Source organism: Gilliamella sp. B2911 (genome assembly GCF_026536965.1).
GTDB lineage: Bacteria > Pseudomonadota > Gammaproteobacteria > Enterobacterales > Orbaceae > Gilliamella > Gilliamella apicola_E.
Map to the genome: position 1 here is coordinate 13,169 of NZ_JAFNNA010000013.1, position 17,208 is coordinate 30,376.

Sequence of the window (17,208 nt, forward strand, 5' to 3'; positions counted from 1 at the left end):
TAACCTATAGTTTGATAAATTTATTAATTTTGTCGATTATATGTTTAGCGTTTAATCCGACTTCATCGCGCATTTCTTGCTGTGAGCCTTGCGGGATAAAAATATCAGGCAATCCGATATTTAAAATATCACATTTTATTTTTTTCGATAACAAAAATTCATTAACAGCGCTTCCTGCTCCACCTTTGATGCTGTTTTCTTCGATGGTGACCAGTATATTATGGCTTTGGCTAATGTGCAAAAGGACTTTTTCATCAAGTGGTTTTACAAAACGCATATCTATCACTGTAGCATTTATTTGGTCGGCTACTTGTAAAACTTCAGGTAATAGTGTGCCAAAATTGAGTAAAGCGATCTCTTCGCCCTGCCGGCAGCATTTTGATTGTCCTAGTGGTATTGTTTTTAGTGGCTCTAAATGTGCGCCAGTGCCTTCGCCTCGAGGGTAGCGTACTAATGCTGGTCCATCATGTAAATAGCCTGTATAGAGCATTTGTCGGCATTCGTTTTCGTCACTTGGGGTCATGATGACTAAGTTTGGAATACAGCGTAAAAAGCTTAGATCAAACGCACCTTGGTGGGTTTCACCATCAGCCCCCACAATGCCTGCTCGGTCTATCGCAAATAAAACCGGTAAGTTTTGGATGGCAATATCATGAATGACTTGATCGTAAGCTCGTTGCAAAAAGGTTGAGTAGATAGCAACCACTGGTTTTAATTCGCTAATAGCAAAGCCGGCAGCTAATGTAACTGCATGTTGTTCAGCAATGGCGACATCAAAGAATTGATCTGGAAATCGTTTAGCAAATTCAGTCATGCCAGAACCTTCGCTCATGGCTGGCGTGATTGCCATTAGGCGTTTGTCTTGCTCTGCTATTTCACATAGCCAGTCACCAAAGATTTTGGAATAAGTTGGGGTAATTTTATTTGTGCTTGGTAATATTCCTTCATTTGGATTAAATTTAGGAACGCCGTGCCATAAGGTTGGGTTTTGCTCGGCTGGAGCATAACCTTTTCCTTTCTGGGTGATAATATGCAGTAATTGTGGGCCTTTTAGTTGTCTGACTTTTTGTAAGGTGGCAACTAATGTTTCAATATCATGTCCATCAACAGGACCAATATAGTTAAAACCTAATTCCTCAAATAAAATAGCCGGAGTGACTAAGCCTTTTAGGTGCTCTTCCGTTTTTTTGAATAGTTCTTTTAATGGTGGAATATTGGAAAGCACTTTTTTGCCACTTTCACGAAGTGAGGTGTAGGCTTTGCTTGATAATATTTGTGCCAAATGTTGATTAAGTGCACCTGTGTTTTCTGAAATGGACATATCGTTGTCATTAACGATAACTAGCATATCTGGTTTTATGTGCCCAGCATGGTTCATCGCTTCAAATGCCATACCAGCAGTTAAGGCCCCATCACCAATAATAGCGGCGACTTTTTTACCTGACTGTTTTTTTTGCTCTGCGATCGCAATACCCAGTGCTGCACTTATTGAGGTTGATGAATGCCCTGTTGTTAATACATCATATTCACTTTCATTTCGGTGAGGAAACGGGTGTAATCCCCCTTTTTGGCGAATAGTTAGCATCTGATCGCGTCGGCCCGTTAGAATTTTATGTGGATAAGCTTGATGACCTACGTCCCATATAATTTTGTCAAATGGTGTCTGATAGACGTAATGCAACGCGACTGTTAATTCGACAACACCAAGACCTGAAGCTAAATGACCACTAGATTGGCTGACACTGTCTAATAAAAATTGTCGTAGTTCCTGACTAATTGCTGGCAATTGTGCGAGCGGATATCGCCTAAGATCCGCAGGTGAATTGATTTGCTTTAATAGAGGATATTTGTCTAAATTCATTTTTATCATCTAGTTATTTAGTTAACTATTTCGATTAATAATAAAACCAGCAAGGTCTTGTAATGGTTGGCTATTATAAGGTATTTGCGTCAGACTATCGATAGCTTGTTGATATAACTTGTGTGTCATTTCGATGGCATTTTGTAAACCCATCAATGCTGGATAAGTGCTTTTTTCCAGCTTAAGATCAGAGCCTTGTGGTTTACCCATCAGCTCTTGTTCACCAATGACGTCTAATATGTCATCTTGTATCTGGAATGCTAGTCCAATTGCTTTAGCATAGTTGTCTAACATTGGGTAATAGGGTTGAGCTACCTCATCGCATGAATAAGCACCGAGCCTTACTGCCGCTTGAATTAAGGCGCCAGTTTTATAGTTATGGATAGTTTGTAAATGTTCCAACGTGACTGTTTGGTGTTCTGCTTGTAAATCCAGTGATTGACCTAAACACATTCCAGCAAGGCCACTTGCACTTGCTAGTTCAGCAATCATTTTTATTTTACTTTGGTTGCTGATTTGTTGGTTTTCGGATAATAGGCTGAATGCTAGTGATTGTAGTGCATCACCAGCGAGGATGGCTTGTGCTTGGCCAAATTTTATGTGGCAGGTTGGTTTTCCTCGCCTTAGATTATCATCATCCATTGCGGGTAAGTCATCATGAATTAATGAGTAGGTATGCATCGATTCAATGGCAGCAGCAACTGAATCGAGTTTGGTTAGCGGACAATTAAACATTTGTCCGGTTAAATAGACCAGAATAGGGCGTATTCGCTTGCCACCAGCAAGCAGGCTGTAACTCATCGCTTGTTGCAAATTAGATGGTGCAAACTGCGAAATATATGTTGTTAGATAGTTATCAATACGTTCTTGTAATGGTTTTAGGCTATTCATTATTATCAATGGAAAATTCAGATAATTGTGCATCACTATTTTCAGATAATAAAATTTGGATGCGTTGCTCAGCTTCATTAAGTTGTTTTTGACCAGAACGAGCTAGTTTGATGCCTTTTTCGAATTCATTTAGTGCTTCATCTAATGGTAAATCGCCATTTTCAAGTTGAGTGACAATTGCTTCAAGTTGCTTGATGGTTTCTTCGAAACTGACTTCATTATTGTTTGACATATCGTACTCCTTCTTATACCAAATGAGTATACACGTATTTTTTATGATGGTGAATTAAGATGTTTTAGTTAACAATTTAACTAAGCTGTTCTTTTTCATTTTCAAGTTCATCAACTGATAGTTGAGCTATATCTGGATTAATTGGTTTTTTTACTTCAATCCCTAATTCCCTAAATCGTTCTATTTGACCAATCACGTTACCACGCCCTTTCGAGAGTTTGTTCATTGAGTTTTGATAGGTCTGTTGGGCTTTATCCAAACAGTTGCCTAGATTTTCCATATCTTCGATAAATCCACGTACTTTGTCATATAGTTTGCTGGCTCTATCAGCAATAAGCTCGGCATTACGATTTTGGTATTCAAAACGCCATAAATTATGAATAGTTCGCAAGGCAACCAATAGGGTAGTTGGGCTAACAATCATGATGTTACTTTTTAATGCATCATTGATTAATGATGGATCTTGATCGATGGCGGATAAAAATGCCGGTTCGACAGGAATGAACATTAGAATGTAGTCTAATGATTGAATGCCATTTAGTTTATGGTAATCTTTTTGACTAAGTTGTTTTAAGTGATTACGCACAGCAATTAAATGATCAGCAATGGCTCTAGTTTTTGTCTCTTCGTCATCACTATTAAAATAACGTTCATAAGCAACTAAGGTGACTTTGGAATCGATGACTACATCACCGCCTTGGGGTAAGTGAACAATTACATCTGGTTGTAGACGTCGGTTATCTTCATTAGTTAGATTAACTTGAGTGTGATATTCGTAACCTTGACGCAACCCGGAATTATCCAATATTTGACTAAGAATAAATTCACCCCAATTACCTTGGGTTTTGTTATTGCCTTTTAACGCATTGGTTAAATTGGTGGCTTCTTTCGTCATGAGTTCGTTGAGCTGTTGCAAGTTGCGAATTTCGTGAGTTAAGGTATGGCGCTCTTTGGCTTCTTGACCAAAGCTATCTTGAACTTGCTTTTTAAAGCCTTCTAATTGTTGTTTAAGTGGTGAGAGTAAAAACTCTAAGCTTTGTTTATTTTGTTGCTCAATTTTTTTGCCACTGTGCTCAAAAATTCGATTGGCTAAGTTTTCAAATTGCGTGGTTAATCGTTGCTCGCTTTGTTCTAAAACGGTCTGTTTTTCATGTGCGGCATTGATAATCTCTTCTAAGCGCGTTTTTAATTCACTAATTTTGATATTTTGAGCAACATTTTGTTGTTGGTATTGGCTCAACTCTTGTTCTAATTGAGTGATATTTGCCATTAATGACTGATTTTCTTTATTTCTTTGATTAAGTTGTAAATCATATATGGCATGTAGGTTATTCGCTTTAAATTGCGCTTTTAGCATGGCAATTAGTAAGGCGATAATGGCAATAATTACAATAATGACTACTGCCCATTCACTTAAGCCTAAACTTCCTAACATGATTAAGCCCTTTCAAACGTGAATGAAATCACATCATCTAAATTCATTGCATCAAGTGCCAACATAATTAAGCGGTCAAGCCCAACGGCAACACCTGCACAATCGGGTAAACCCGCTTCCATAGCCGCGATTAATTCAATATCGATGTTTTGTGGTGGTAAGTTTTGATTTGCTCGATCAATATTATTTTGTTCAAAACGCATCTTTTGTTCTTGCGGATTGGTGAGTTCTTTAAATCCATTAGCTAGTTCAACCCCTTTGTAATAAAACTCAAAACGGCTTGCTACACGATGATCTTCTGAACTGATCGCTGCTAAAGCTGCCTGTGAGGCAGGGAAGTTATAAACAGCGATAGGTTTTTCTTGTCCAATATGCGGTTCAACGCCAAAACTAAATAAACATTGTAATAAGGTGTCGCGATCATAATCATCAGTATTGAGTTCAATATTTAGTTGTTTGATAGCTTCAACTAAAGTTGCGTGATCAGCTTCTAGTGGGTCAATATTAAGATGACGTTGGAATGCCTTTTGGTAAGAGATTCGTTCCGCAGGTTCACAATCTAGGATGCTTTGCAGTAGATCATCGACTTCGTTGATCATTTGCATCATATCAAATTGAATACGATACCATTCGAGCATTGTAAATTCAGGGTTATGATAACGGCTTACTTCTTCATGATTGCGAAAACATTTACAGATTTGATAAATCGGTCCACTGCCAGCAGCTAATAACCGTTTCATATGATATTCAGGGCTGGTGATTAATGACATTTTTCGCCCTTGTTGTTCATCGTTTTCACCAGGTTTTAAAAATAAGGTATGAAATGAACTAAGATGTACATCGGTTACCGCATATTGACTTAGGGTCGGGGTTTCCACTTCCAAAATACAGCGGTCAGCAAAAAACTGTCTTACTTTAGATACAATTTTAGCGCGCTTAAGTAAATTATTAATAGATGCAGTAGGTTGCCAAGTCATAAAAAATATCCATGCATATTGTTTAATTTCTAAAAGACGAAATAGGGCATTAAGCCCTATTTCTTATTGCTGGCATTCATTTTGCCACAATGTGAACAAATTGTCGTATTTTTCTTGTTGATGCCAGATATGGCGATGAAGTGCAGAAAGAATAATTGGATCTTCTAAGATCGCTAATTGTTGTTCTTTACTAATTTTTTCTAAATCCACTTGTTGATAATACTCAATAAGTTGTTTTCGCAACTGCTGATTTTTTGAGTTAGGTAAATGACGAGAAGTCGATAATGCACAGGCTAACGCATTATAAATTGGATCGACAAGCGCCATAATAAAGCCATGTTCAATAAAAGCAGCTTCGGTTTGGACTAAATAGTCACCAGTTAGTTTTACTGCTCGGGACGGATGTGTTTCTTCCGGTGTTAAGAATAACCCTGCTTTTTTGGCTTTCATACCAATACTTGATAAGCCAGAAATACGAACAACTAATGGTGAAATGGTTAATGGAATTAATATCGCTATATACCAATAAGTAAATTGAGGATTTAACCAAATAATCACACATAGCCAAACTATGCCTAGTAGCGATAATGGCCAACAGAAGTAGAATGATTCGCCCCAAGTTAAGGCATCATCGTTTCTTGCTGGTGATTTCCATTGAATTTTGCTACCCAGCCATGCTTTAACCACAAACTTGCTGTGGAAGATCATGCGGATTGGTGCAAGGATCATCGACCATACCATTTCAATTAAAATCGATAATGATAATTTGAATATTCCACCCACATCTTTTGCACCTGTTCGAGCAATAATAATGCCATAACTAAACAGTTTAGGTGCAAAAAGTAATACCATTGTGGTTGAAAGTAATTGAATAGCTAATTGTTCATCCCACTTTGGCCACGTTGGATAAAATTGGTTAGGTTGGAAGAAGTATTGTGGTTCAGATATATTGAACACTAATAATAAGAGTGTTGAGAAGATCAAGAAGATTAACCACAATAGTGACGAGATGTAAGCCATACCACTGGTTAAAAACATCACACGGTGAGTTAACGTAATTCCACTTTTAAAGATTAATCGCAAATTAATCAAATTACCCATACACCAACGATTATCGCGTTTGAGATCTTCTATCATGTTTCCTGGTAGCTCTTCATAACTACCATTCATATCATACGCAATCCATACGCCATAACCTGCACGACGCATTAACGTCGCTTCAACTAAATCGTGCGATAAGATATGAATAGGGCCTTTACGTTTTTGTAATGGCGATAAAATACAGTGCTCAATAAATGGTTTTAGGCGAATCATAGCATTGTGACCCCAATATTGGGCTTCACTTAATTGCCAGAAGTGAGTACCTGAGCAAAAAATATCACTGTATATTTGATTGGCAAATTGTTGAATACGACCATATAAGGTTGTCATTCTGACCGATTTAGGCGGAGACTGTAAAATACCTGCTTTTGGATTCATTTCCATCATTGCGATCATTTTTAAGATACAATCACCGGTCATAATACTGTCGGCATCAAGAATCATCATGTATTCATATTGGTGCCCCCAACGACGGCAGAAGTCATCGATGTTACCACTTTTACGTTTTACGCGACGCTTACGGTGGCGATAAAAGATATTACAACCATTGTCAGCTTTTTTAGCGTTAAATTCAGCCCATGCTTTTAATTCATTGACATAGAGATCGGGATCATTGGTGTCGCTTAGAATATAAAAATCACAACACTGCGCATGTCCTGTCTCAACTAGCGATTCATAAGTTGCTTCTAGCCCTGCAAATACCCGTGAAACATCTTCATTACAAATTGGCATGACTAATGCAGTACGATGTTTGGCGTCAATGTGGTTAGCAGGATCATTGGGGATGGCAATAGTGTAGCGATCTTTTTTGATCACCGCCAAAATAAGCCCCATGATGCTAGTCCAAAATCCTATTGAAATCCAACAAAATAGGATAGCAAATAAGGCAATGATAAAACCTTGTATGATATAAGGAATGATGCTGTAAATGGCAAGTTCTGGGTTAATATCCCAATTTGCTATAAAATTGATTTGTTGCCAGCTTTGATAAGGTAATAAGGTTGATAAGTAAGTTGTGCCGTAATAAGTTTGTATGGCAATAAGCACAAACATAATTAAACGACGAATAAATGCGATGATATTCAGACCAGGTTTGGATTGAGGACTATAACGTTCATTCCAAATTTGTGGTTGAACCGAAACACGCTCAACTTTTGGATAAGTTGGTTGTTGTTTTCTTTCATCATTAAAATGATCAGTTTTGCCAACTTGATTGAGTCGATATTTTAGAAATTCGAGTTTATCGTTTGGCAAGTCTTCCGATTTCTGACGCCAATATTCGGCGTCAGATAGGTTTTCGAAATAATCTTTTTTCATGTTATGTGCTTATTATTAAGATCATTGAGCCGGAAATTGTCCGCTCCAAGTTTCGGACACGATCGTATGTGATTTTTTCGACGATAATTGAAGGCGAATGTCAGTTGGTTTTTTGTTATCTTCAACGTTGAATCGCACTAGCACTCGCCAACCTTTTGTTACAGAGTTGTATTGTGTATCACAGCTAACTATTGAACCATTATTAATACTTGAAATAACGTCAACTGGGTCTTGCTCTGATAAGTTTGGACCAACAAAATCCACAACATAAGCATTAGAACCATCAAGTTTACGTATTAAGTTTGCTTGTTTTATATCACCTAATGATAAGCGCGTACTTTCTGCTCTAGCTTCATTTTTTGGATAACGTTGTTGTTCGTTGAGTGAATAATGTAATCGATATTTAACATCTAACACATCACCAGCTTTATATTGTTTTTCGGGTACCCAGTAGGTAACGATGTTGTCGTTGGTTTCATCTGCAGTAGGGATTTCAACCAATTCAACTCGACCTTTATGCCAATCATTCAATATTTCAACCCATACACTTGGACGAAGTTCGTAATGGTCGTCGAGATCTTGATAGTCATCAAAACCTTTGTCACGTTGAATTAAACCAAATGCTTTAGGGCTTTCTAAACTATATGATGAAAAAGATAAGCGTTTAGGATTATTTAATGGACGCCAAATCCACTCATTTTTGGCCTGAATTGAAAGTCCATTAGAATCGTGCATTGCTGGACGATAGTTTAATAGTGGTGATGGTTGGTTAGGGCCAAATAAGAACATACTAGTCAGTGGTGCCACACCAAGTTTTTTAACTGAATCACGGAAGAATACTTTGGCTTCTACAGTAATAGTAGTATCAACACTTGGGATTAAGGTAATTTTGTAAGCCCCTGTTACACTTTTAGAATCAAGTAGGGCATAAATGACTAAGTGTTTTTGATTTGGTTCTGGGCGTTCAATCCAATACTCTTTAAAACGTGGAAACTCTTCGCCAGACATTTCGCCTGTATCAATCGCAAGCCCTCGCGCTGAAAGACCATAATGCTGATTTTTACCAACAGCACGGAAATAGCTACCACCTAGTGCGGTAAATATTTCATCGTCGGTTTTTGCTGGGTTATTGATTGGATAGTGCACTTTAAATCCAGCAAAGCCTAGTTTTTTAGTATCTAACTTATCTAAATTAATAGGACTTAAATCGAAGTAATCTGGGCTAAATTTAATTTCATTAACTTGATTGTTTACAATCTCATTAATTTTGACAGGTACATCAAAATACATGCCTTCATGATAAAATTCGAGTTTGAAACGACTTTTGCGATCGCTCCAATATGCTTTATCATGCTTAAAATAAATCTTTTGATAATCGGCAAATTGTAGTGACGATAATTCACTAGGAATATTTTTAGATGGTTGGACGTAAGCTTTTTTTGATAGTTTTTCTGCTTGTGTCACAACATCGTTAAATGTAAAAGCCCATGAAGAAAAACTTAAACAAGATAAAGATGCGATACAAACTATCTTGCAAGTTAATGTTTTACTAAATCGACTAATAGGTAATAAATTGTACATAAAAAGACTCACTTGAGTATTATCTAAAAATATTGTTGTAATTGATAATATTGTCTTTAGGGCTACTTAAGCATTTTTCCATAAAGTCGCTTCTCATCTCTTGAAGAATACTTGGGTTTTCATCAATCAAAAAGTGAGAGTAGTTATCTTTGAGAATTTTAGCTTTTAAAGCGGCCAAATCTTGCACTGACATCTTAAATAAAGTTTGATAACTTTGGATTATATTATTGGTATCATTAGTATAAACTGCTTCAATAAAATCTGCTGACCATTGACAGTAATTTTTAACATTACTATCAGTTGGTGTGATTTTTTTCAACTCAAGATTATGTTCAGCTTGGTTTTCCTCGACGACTCTTTTAAGTTGAATGTCATATTTTAGCTTGTAGAATTCTTTGAGATAAAAATTTAGCACACAGGCAGATTGGTTGCTGTCACCTTTACAGTTTAAAATACCGTGTTTGGTTATATAGCTGTCAAAGTGTTTGTCTCCAACGAGTTGAAGTAATTGTTTTTTTGCGTCCACAACAAACGAATTATTTTGTTCAGATTGTTGCTTTAAAATCGCTAACTGATCAACTTTAGTTTTACCATCGGTTGAAGACGTATTGTTTTTTACACAGCCTGCGGCAAGAATAGAGACAATGGCGCATGTAAGGATATTACTTATTTTCATATATCAAATTCCACGAATATATTCTTGAGTTGTAATTTCAGGATGAGCAACTTACACTTTTTAGTGGAGCCGTAGCGCGAAATTATATACTCTTATTCTTTTAAAAACACTAGATGATTACATTAAATTTATAAAAACGCATTTATTATTCTTTTGTAAGTTTTTATTAATGTCGACATATTTTTCGAACATCGACGGTAAATTGTGAATCATCAATTGAAGCCGGCTTAAATTTTCCTTTTGCTTTTAAAAAGGCAATAAGTTGCTCGGCATTCATATCGGAGTTGGAACAGGTATGAAATTTAGCCTCGGTACCGAATTTTTTGTGTATGGCTTCAAGTAAAGATGATTCAGTATAATCATTCCCATCCATCATTTGTAACACTTCGTGGCCGTGAATTGACATCTTTTTTCCTCTCCATATAGCAGTTTAAACTAGCTTTATTTTTTATTTTTTTGAGCGGTGAAAGATAGCAGATATTATTATTAAAAAAAAGAGGATAAATGTTAAAAATATTATTAATATTTTTTAGCTTAACCCTGATAATTATCAGGGTTATTAATCATAGTTTGTAACTGATTAAATTGACTAGGGAATTTAAGAGTTAGATTCATTCAGTTTCACAATAACCGATAGATTTTCCATTTTAATTTCATGAATTTTAACAGTGATCAAATCAGCAATTTTGTATGCAGTTTCGCCTTTAATTTTAATTAGCCCTTCATCCGGACTAGTTGATATTTCATCGCGCACGGCATGAATCATTGACAGTGGTAAAAATGCTAATGCGCCAATATCATTTAAACGAACTCTCGCACCGCCACGGTTGATATCTAATATTTCCGCTGCGAACGCTTGTCCTATTTTGTTAGATAAATATTGGCAATAAAGGTTTTCGGCAATATCACGCTCAGCTAAACGTAATTTTTTACGTCTATCAGCCATGCTCTCTAATTGTTCGTTGGATGGAGCTGTTAAGGCTTCTGCTTTAAGCGAGGCTTTAAGTATACGATGGTTTATCATATCACCATATTTTCGAATTGGTGAAGTCCATGTTGCATAAGCATCAAATCCTAAACCAAAGTGAGGTTCTGGTTTTATAGAGAATTCAGCAGGTGTTTGGAACTTTCTCAATCGTGTTGATAAGAAGTCATTATCATCACTTAATCGGCGGAATTTAACATAGCCTTCAAATGAAGTAAGTGATTCTTTATCAAAATCTGTAATGCCATTGTCTGCTAATATTTTTAATATTTGTTCAATGTATTTGGTATCAAAGCCTGAATGAGTGTTAAATACGCCAGTACCTACGTTTTCTTTCAAATACATGGTGAGCGCTAAATTAGCGATAATCATCACTTCTTCAACAATATTATTGCCGATGCCACGTGATTCTTTAATGATTGTTTTTACTTGACGATTATTATCAAGGATAAATCGATAATCATTGTTCACTTTGAAAACTAACGCATTTTGTTGGCGCCAATTTATCCGTGTTTTTGCCAATTCTGATAATAATTTTAGTTGGTTTTTTATTGCCGCGTCATCGATATTTAAATCACCACGATTCTCTAAAAATTCAGACACATTGTGGTAAGAAAGCTTAGCTTTCGATTCAATCCATGCGGGTAAAAAACTGATATCATCATTCGTAAATTCGCCATTTTTATCAATTTTAATTTTACAAACCATAGCTGGACGTTTTTGATTAGCTTTTAATGAACAAAGATCGTCCGCTAACTGTTTTGGTAACATTGGAATATTAAAGTCGGGCAGATAGGTGGTAAAGTTTCGGTTTTTTGCGATATTGTCGATTTCACTATCTTGCTCAATATATGCGGTTGGATCAGCGATGGCGATCATCAGGTTATAATTACCCATATCATCTTGTGAAATGGTAATCGCATCGTCCATATCTTCGGTATTTTCACTGTCAATTGTAAAAAATTGAATATCCGTTAAATCTTGACGATTTTCTTTTTCAGTCTCTGAAATTGTTAAAGATTCAGCTTGTGGAGCTTTGTCTTCTAAATTATAACGAGCTAAAGTTTTAAGCCATAGTTGATAAATTGAATCAGCACTGGCAATAAATTTTGTTATTTCAGCAAGAAAATGATTTTTATTTTTTTCTAATGGATGAGATTGTAAGGTGGCAACAACCCAATCACCTTCTTTTAATTTTTGCTTTACTTCAGGATTAACTTTACAGCGAATGGCAAAATTGACAGGTATATTTTCGGGATAAATGACCATCGCATTATCTAAAAAACCAATTTTGCCAATAAATTTTTGTAAACTACTTTCAATTAATACTTCAGGTTCAAATGATGTTTTATCGTTAATGGTGGAAATAGTGCCAGAAACTTTATCACCATGACAAACCATTTTCATTTTCGAAACAGCAATAAAGTAGTCAGTTTTGTTGTCAACATTTAGAAAGCCAAAACCTTTTTCATGCGCTCGGACGATACCTTCAACACGAGGTTTTTGTTCATATAATTCTTTTTTTAGTTGGGCTAGTAAAGGGTTATTTTGAAACATAGTTTTTAATATTAATTGAAAAATTTGAACTAAATTCTATCATAGTTATGCTTTTGGGGTTATTGAATTGTTTATTAGTGATGACGAAACAGTCTTAATTACAATAAATTGTAGAGTGGCATAATGAAATTAAACTATAAAATACAGGGTGATAATCAACCAATTTTATTGATGCATGGTTTATTTGGAAGCTTAGATAATTTAAATATGTTAGCTAAAGATCTGTCTAGTCATTACCAAACTATTCAGGTTGATTTGCGCAATCATGGTCAATCACCATGGTCAAATGTCATGAATTATGAAGTGATGGCTGAAGATGTTGCTGAGTTATGTCATGATTTGCAGTTACAAAATATTATATTAATCGGCCATTCAATGGGAGGAAAAGTTGCCATGCAATTAAGCCAACTTATTCCTGTTTCTAAAATCTGTGTCATTGATATTGCGCCAGTTAAATATACTCAAACGGCAAACGCACCTGTTCTTAACGCTTTAGAAAAATGTATTAATCAACAATTAACTGATAAAAAGCAGATTATTGAACTTATGCATGATTTAAGTGCCCCGACAATTTCATTTTTACTTAAATCTTTTAAACATCAGCATTGGTTGTTTAATGCTCAAGTCATTATTGATCAATATGACAATATATGCGATTGGCACACAATTTCACCTTGTAACGTACCGACATTATTCATCCGAGGTGGAAATTCAAACTATATTACTGATAAGGATTATCCAGCAATATTTAGCCAATTTCCAAATGCTCAAATTGAAATAGTAGAAGGTGCTGGTCATAATGTTCATGCAGAAAAAACTCAGCAAGTTTTACAACTTTTACATACAAAAAGCTTCATCTAATCGATTGTGGTTGATGCATTGTTTAAAATGAGCTTATGGTCGTCATCCAACACAATAATGCTATCATTTATCACGTTAACTTTTGAAAAGTCTGGGATCGCAGTTTGTGCTCCGTGTTTGATAAGCTCAGCATCGCCTATTCCAACACAATAGGCGCCAGCTTCAACTGCTGAAGTCACGCCACTTATTGAGTCTTCAAATACTAACGTTTCAGCGGGTGGTAGCATAAGGCGTTTAGCGCCAAGAAGATAAGGATCGGGGTAGGGTTTTCCACGAGCCACATCGTTTCGTTCTACTATCACAGAAATACATTCCTGTATATTCAGCATTGCCATTATTCGATCTATTTTTTCGCGCCAACCACTGGTTACAATCCCCACCCTAATTTTGGCTTTCGCTAAGGCATGTATTAATAGTGCAACACCTGGTATTGGATCATAATCAGCAGTATTTTCAGCGTGCATGATATAGTCTTGAACACTTTTTTGCGCTTCAGTTGATAGATGCCCAAACAGTGCTTTAATCGTATGTGGCCCGGGTTGGCCATGAATATGTTTAATAATATCGTCATCCTTGACGGTTATTCCATATAACTTGCCAGCCTCAATCCACGCTTTTTCAATAATGGTATTTGAATCAATTAGAACCCCATCCATATCAAATAAAACCGCAGAAATTTTTTTTATTGCCTTACTCATAAGTTTTTTACCCCGTACGTTAACCTTAGCCGAGAATTTAACTATTTACATTGAATCTTTGGACTTATAGAAGAGCGTCCATTTAACAATAAACATCTTAATTTTATTCATAACTAATTGTACTTATTGAAATTAATATAAATAGTAAAAGTAATTATGTATAATGAAAAAAATGACTGATTTGATAACAATTAGGAATGGATATGGACATTGAAATGAAGTTGCTACGAGCTTTCGTCGCACTTGTTGAGGTAGGGAATTACCGTGTCGCTTCTGAGCAATTATTTATAACACAACCCGCGTTAACTAAACAAATTCAAGCATTTGAACGAGCAATTGATCGAAGACTGTTTATTCGTGGTCGGAATGGCGCAAAGTTAACTGAAGTTGGGAAGGCGCTATATCCTGAAGTTAAAAAGCTATTACAACAGAATAAGAAATTTTTACTCTTTGCTAATAATATTAAAAAAAACATGAATGGAGTTCTTTCAATCGGTTTTGGCATATCTTGTTTTCAACATGTTCCTAAATGGATTCGAACTTTTTCTGAAAGAAATCCGCAATGCCATGTTTCAGCAAAACAACTTCCCTCAAACGAGCAAATTACTCTGCTAATGCAGGGGGAATTAGATATTGGTTTTGTCCGTATGCCTGTGCCAGAGTCATTGAGTTCAATTATGTTATTTAAAGAGTATATCGTGCTAGCAGTTCCAAATAATCTAAAAGTCAGTAGGAACAATCTTAAAGATGTACTAGAAACGCATCCCTTATTACATATAAATCCCTGCTTGGCGCCTTGTTTGACCGAGCAAACAAAATTATTACTTGAGGCTATAAACGCTATACCAAAACAGGGCGGGGCGACGAATGATCTTCCCTCTCTTTTGGCTTTAATTGCTGCCAAAAATGGCATTGCTTTTGTGCCTGCTAGTGTTTGTCATTTTCTACCTAAAGGTGTAAAACTTGTCACGCTTGAATTAGCTCAAACAGGATGGGATATTGCGGTTGCATGGAATGAAAAAATTGAAAATAAACAGCGTGATTCATTTTTAGAAATGAACATTAATCACATAATAAACGTTGTTGTTTAATCGTCTTATGATTCGGTGGGGTAATATCAATAAAAACCATTTTACAAGGTGCACTATAAGGTTGGCTGTAAACTTGATATTGCCACTCTTTTGGTATGATTTTATCTACCGTATGAGGGTAACTATCAAGTAAAGCAAACGCCATTTGCTGTGCTTTGAAATGTTGATGAAAATAGTGGTGTTGATTAATAATTGAGGTTAAATAACGAATAAAACCCAGCATGATGATGGCAAACATTAAACATGACAACATAACTTCAATTAAACTAAAGCCAGCTGTTTTTTTATTACTTATATTTTTACTATTCACAATCAATCATCTTCTTTTCAGGGCAATAATCTAACCAATGACCTTTTTCAACAATAAGTTGGTTATCTTCAAAATGCGTTAACATATAAAGGAAATAATCATCATTAGCTTGTCCACGTACTAGGGTGTAGTTATCCACTTTTAATCGCGATTTTTTTATACATGCTTTTAATTGATATTGAGTATCAGATAAGCATTGCCACTCTTCAGTTGGCGGTTGCCAAATTTGTTTGGTTGCCCAATTTAAACTGGAACTAGCTTGATTAAACTGACGATAATATTGGGTTTCAATCAAATAGCTCCTTTTTATCGAATCAATGGTAATTTGAAACCCCGTTAGCAAAAGAAGTCCAACAATGGTTAATATGATCACCATCAAAAGCGTGCTAAAGCCATCATATTGAGTTACTGAACGATTAAAAGGGATTTTCATTTTTGATAATGGTTGTTGTTTGATATTTAATTTTTTTGTTTTTCTTCAATTGAGCACTAATATCTATCTCAAAATGATTATTTTGTTTTTTGATTGAAAATTGAGTGATTTTAATGTCGTGAGGATCGAAAATTTTCTCCCAATTGACACCTTCGCAATTGATTGTTCCAACCTTATATTCCAAATTATTATTATAAAGCCGATACGCAAAGATATCTGATTTGGTTGGAATAGTCGTATTATGAACCCAATCATTGCGGATCTCGCTATCGTAACGGAAGATATAGCAATTTTTTGCTAGATTGATTTCAATTGGTTGCTGACTCATCTTTTTTGGTTTATTGGCGATAAACCCAGCACGTTTCAAATCTTTGGAAATACTAACAATACCTTGATGAATATTCCTTTGTAGATGAGTATTAAGATTTTGCTGAAGTATAATCGATTGTAATTTACTATAAAAAGCTGTAATGCCAATGAAGATTAAGCTAGAAAAGGTGATGCTTAACATCATTTCAAATAACGAAAAACCATCTTGCTTTAACATCGCGGCAGCCCTGGTAAATAACTATTTTTCTTACAAAACCGAATCCGCCCTCGATATGAAATAATAATTTGTGTGGTGCCAATGGCATTATGCAATTCGAATGTACCGGTTTGAGCCATATTTTTTCGCCCCCAAAAAGAGATGGTTTTTTTATCGGCTAAATCATTTAATTCAACAGAATTGTTAGGTTTAATAAAATAGCTAGAGCCTTCTTGGCACGTCGCTGGTTTTTCGCCTTTGCTGATGCTTAAGCACCAAGGCGTCAAAAAATAATAGATGTGGACATTTTCGTTAGCGTTATAAGCTTTGGCTTGGACTTCCTCCAAAAAATAGGCTAGCTGTTTTGTGGTAGTAGTAAGTTCGTTACGGAGCTGTAATTCCTTCCAATGTTGCACGCCTATTGAAGCCAAAATAGCACCAATACAGATAACAAATAAAAGTTCTACTAAAGAAAATCCATCGTTTTGCATTATTTTTTGTTACAAGATTTAATGAGGATTCAACTTTATATTCAAAGAAAACAACTGTATTAAATATTGTTCAGATTTTGTGAAAGGTATTCCAAATAATTTATCCTTTTTGAGAAATCTCAATGATACGATAAACCACTTAAAAATAACTGCATATTATATTATACTGTTTGCCCAATTAAATT

General features: G+C 35.6%; 17 protein-coding genes. 2 read left to right on the top strand and 15 right to left on the bottom strand.

Annotated elements, in window-relative coordinates; all coding sequences use genetic code 11:
* Positions 1 to 4: 4 nt before the first annotated feature.
* The 10 genes from dxs to J3U27_RS10050 form a co-directional block, all read right to left on the bottom strand.
* Positions 5 to 1,867: a 1-deoxy-D-xylulose-5-phosphate synthase gene (gene dxs / locus J3U27_RS10005; protein WP_416380563.1), complete on the bottom strand. Its 1,863-nt coding sequence runs from the start codon at positions 1,865 to 1,867 to the stop codon at positions 5 to 7.
* Between the two features lie 15 nt (positions 1,868 to 1,882).
* Positions 1,883 to 2,752, bottom strand: a complete 870-nt coding sequence (gene ispA, locus J3U27_RS10010) for a (2E,6E)-farnesyl diphosphate synthase (protein ID WP_220225753.1) — start codon at positions 2,750 to 2,752, stop codon at positions 1,883 to 1,885.
* The gene (xseB, locus tag J3U27_RS10015; RefSeq protein ID WP_065563353.1) at positions 2,745 to 2,984 is read right to left on the bottom strand and encodes an exodeoxyribonuclease VII small subunit; all 240 of its coding nucleotides are present in this window, start codon (positions 2,982 to 2,984) and stop codon (positions 2,745 to 2,747) included. The genes ispA and xseB overlap by 8 nt, the downstream gene beginning before the upstream one ends.
* Positions 2,985 to 3,060: 76 nt before the next feature.
* Positions 3,061 to 4,419, bottom strand: a complete 1,359-nt coding sequence (gene rmuC, locus J3U27_RS10020; protein ID WP_267337721.1) for a DNA recombination protein RmuC — start codon at positions 4,417 to 4,419, stop codon at positions 3,061 to 3,063.
* Positions 4,420 to 4,421: 2 nt separating this feature from the next.
* Positions 4,422 to 5,396 (bottom strand): elongation factor P--(R)-beta-lysine ligase, encoded by a 975-nt coding sequence (gene epmA, locus J3U27_RS10025; RefSeq protein WP_065563355.1) that lies wholly within the window; start codon positions 5,394 to 5,396, stop codon positions 4,422 to 4,424.
* Positions 5,397 to 5,459: 63 nt separating this feature from the next.
* The gene (mdoH, locus tag J3U27_RS10030; RefSeq protein WP_267377387.1) at positions 5,460 to 7,814 is read right to left on the bottom strand and encodes a glucans biosynthesis glucosyltransferase MdoH; all 2,355 of its coding nucleotides are present in this window, start codon (positions 7,812 to 7,814) and stop codon (positions 5,460 to 5,462) included.
* Between the two features lie 21 nt (positions 7,815 to 7,835).
* A complete protein-coding gene (locus J3U27_RS10035) occupies positions 7,836 to 9,395 on the bottom strand; it encodes a glucan biosynthesis protein G (protein ID WP_065563357.1) in 1,560 nt (519 codons plus the stop codon).
* Between the two features lie 19 nt (positions 9,396 to 9,414).
* On the bottom strand, positions 9,415 to 10,071 hold the full coding sequence (locus J3U27_RS10040; RefSeq protein WP_220225756.1) for a hypothetical protein: 657 nt from the start codon (positions 10,069 to 10,071) through the stop codon (positions 9,415 to 9,417).
* Between the two features lie 166 nt (positions 10,072 to 10,237).
* Positions 10,238 to 10,477, bottom strand: coding sequence for a YecH family metal-binding protein (locus tag J3U27_RS10045; protein WP_065563359.1), 240 nt, complete (start codon positions 10,475 to 10,477; stop codon positions 10,238 to 10,240).
* Positions 10,478 to 10,669: 192 nt separating this feature from the next.
* Positions 10,670 to 12,613 (bottom strand): exoribonuclease II, encoded by a 1,944-nt coding sequence (locus tag J3U27_RS10050; RefSeq protein WP_267377388.1) that lies wholly within the window; start codon positions 12,611 to 12,613, stop codon positions 10,670 to 10,672.
* 123 nt (positions 12,614 to 12,736) lie between these two features.
* On the opposite strand from J3U27_RS10050, the gene J3U27_RS10055 reads away from it, so the two are divergent.
* Complete coding sequence (locus J3U27_RS10055) at positions 12,737 to 13,474, top strand: alpha/beta fold hydrolase (protein WP_220225758.1); 738 nt, start codon at positions 12,737 to 12,739, stop codon at positions 13,472 to 13,474.
* Here the strand turns inward: J3U27_RS10055 and J3U27_RS10060 are convergent.
* On the bottom strand, positions 13,471 to 14,172 hold the full coding sequence (locus J3U27_RS10060; protein WP_267377389.1) for an HAD family hydrolase: 702 nt from the start codon (positions 14,170 to 14,172) through the stop codon (positions 13,471 to 13,473). The two genes, J3U27_RS10055 and J3U27_RS10060, sit on opposite strands and share 4 nt — an antisense overlap.
* 203 nt (positions 14,173 to 14,375) lie before the next feature.
* On the opposite strand from J3U27_RS10060, the gene J3U27_RS10065 reads away from it, so the two are divergent.
* Positions 14,376 to 15,263, top strand: coding sequence for a LysR family transcriptional regulator (locus tag J3U27_RS10065; protein ID WP_267377390.1), 888 nt, complete (start codon positions 14,376 to 14,378; stop codon positions 15,261 to 15,263).
* Here J3U27_RS10065 and J3U27_RS10070 read toward each other — a convergent pair.
* From J3U27_RS10070 to J3U27_RS10085, 4 genes are read right to left on the bottom strand one after another with little or no spacing between them, the layout of a single operon-like run.
* Positions 15,235 to 15,573 (bottom strand): type IV pilus modification PilV family protein, encoded by a 339-nt coding sequence (locus J3U27_RS10070; protein ID WP_176713942.1) that lies wholly within the window; start codon positions 15,571 to 15,573, stop codon positions 15,235 to 15,237. The two genes, J3U27_RS10065 and J3U27_RS10070, sit on opposite strands and share 29 nt — an antisense overlap.
* Positions 15,566 to 16,006 carry a DUF2509 family protein gene (locus J3U27_RS10075; protein ID WP_267353042.1) on the bottom strand — a complete coding sequence of 147 codons (441 nt, stop codon included), beginning with the start codon at positions 16,004 to 16,006 and terminating at the stop codon, positions 15,566 to 15,568. Before J3U27_RS10075 ends, J3U27_RS10070 begins: the two co-directional genes overlap by 8 nt.
* Positions 15,990 to 16,553: a prepilin peptidase-dependent protein gene (locus tag J3U27_RS10080; RefSeq protein ID WP_267377391.1), complete on the bottom strand. Its 564-nt coding sequence runs from the start codon at positions 16,551 to 16,553 to the stop codon at positions 15,990 to 15,992. The genes J3U27_RS10075 and J3U27_RS10080 overlap by 17 nt, the downstream gene beginning before the upstream one ends.
* On the bottom strand, positions 16,547 to 17,023 hold the full coding sequence (locus tag J3U27_RS10085) for a prepilin-type N-terminal cleavage/methylation domain-containing protein (protein WP_267337728.1): 477 nt from the start codon (positions 17,021 to 17,023) through the stop codon (positions 16,547 to 16,549). Before J3U27_RS10085 ends, J3U27_RS10080 begins: the two co-directional genes overlap by 7 nt.
* Positions 17,024 to 17,208 lie beyond the last annotated feature (185 nt).

What these genes read in the sequence shown, in the direction of transcription:
- ispA (WP_220225753.1), bottom strand. Translation starts at nt 2,752, where the DNA reads ATGAATAGCCTAAAACCATTACAAGAACGTATTGATAACTATCTAACA.
- xseB (WP_065563353.1), bottom strand. Translation starts at nt 2,984, where the DNA reads ATGTCAAACAATAATGAAGTCAGTTTCGAAGAAACCATCAAGCAACTT.
- rmuC (WP_267337721.1), bottom strand. Translation starts at nt 4,419, where the DNA reads ATGTTAGGAAGTTTAGGCTTAAGTGAATGGGCAGTAGTCATTATTGTA.
- epmA (WP_065563355.1), bottom strand. Translation starts at nt 5,396, where the DNA reads ATGACTTGGCAACCTACTGCATCTATTAATAATTTACTTAAGCGCGCT.
- mdoH (WP_267377387.1), bottom strand. Translation starts at nt 7,814, where the DNA reads ATGAAAAAAGATTATTTCGAAAACCTATCTGACGCCGAATATTGGCGT.
- J3U27_RS10035 (WP_065563357.1), bottom strand. Translation starts at nt 9,395, where the DNA reads ATGTACAATTTATTACCTATTAGTCGATTTAGTAAAACATTAACTTGC.
- J3U27_RS10040 (WP_220225756.1), bottom strand. Translation starts at nt 10,071, where the DNA reads ATGAAAATAAGTAATATCCTTACATGCGCCATTGTCTCTATTCTTGCC.
- J3U27_RS10045 (WP_065563359.1), bottom strand. Translation starts at nt 10,477, where the DNA reads ATGTCAATTCACGGCCACGAAGTGTTACAAATGATGGATGGGAATGAT.
- J3U27_RS10050 (WP_267377388.1), bottom strand. Translation starts at nt 12,613, where the DNA reads ATGTTTCAAAATAACCCTTTACTAGCCCAACTAAAAAAAGAATTATAT.
- J3U27_RS10055 (WP_220225758.1), top strand. Translation starts at nt 12,737, where the DNA reads ATGAAATTAAACTATAAAATACAGGGTGATAATCAACCAATTTTATTG.
- J3U27_RS10060 (WP_267377389.1), bottom strand. Translation starts at nt 14,172, where the DNA reads ATGAGTAAGGCAATAAAAAAAATTTCTGCGGTTTTATTTGATATGGAT.
- J3U27_RS10065 (WP_267377390.1), top strand. Translation starts at nt 14,376, where the DNA reads ATGGACATTGAAATGAAGTTGCTACGAGCTTTCGTCGCACTTGTTGAG.
- J3U27_RS10075 (WP_267353042.1), bottom strand. Translation starts at nt 16,006, where the DNA reads ATGAAAATCCCTTTTAATCGTTCAGTAACTCAATATGATGGCTTTAGC.
- J3U27_RS10080 (WP_267377391.1), bottom strand. Translation starts at nt 16,553, where the DNA reads ATGTTAAAGCAAGATGGTTTTTCGTTATTTGAAATGATGTTAAGCATC.
- J3U27_RS10085 (WP_267337728.1), bottom strand. Translation starts at nt 17,023, where the DNA reads ATGCAAAACGATGGATTTTCTTTAGTAGAACTTTTATTTGTTATCTGT.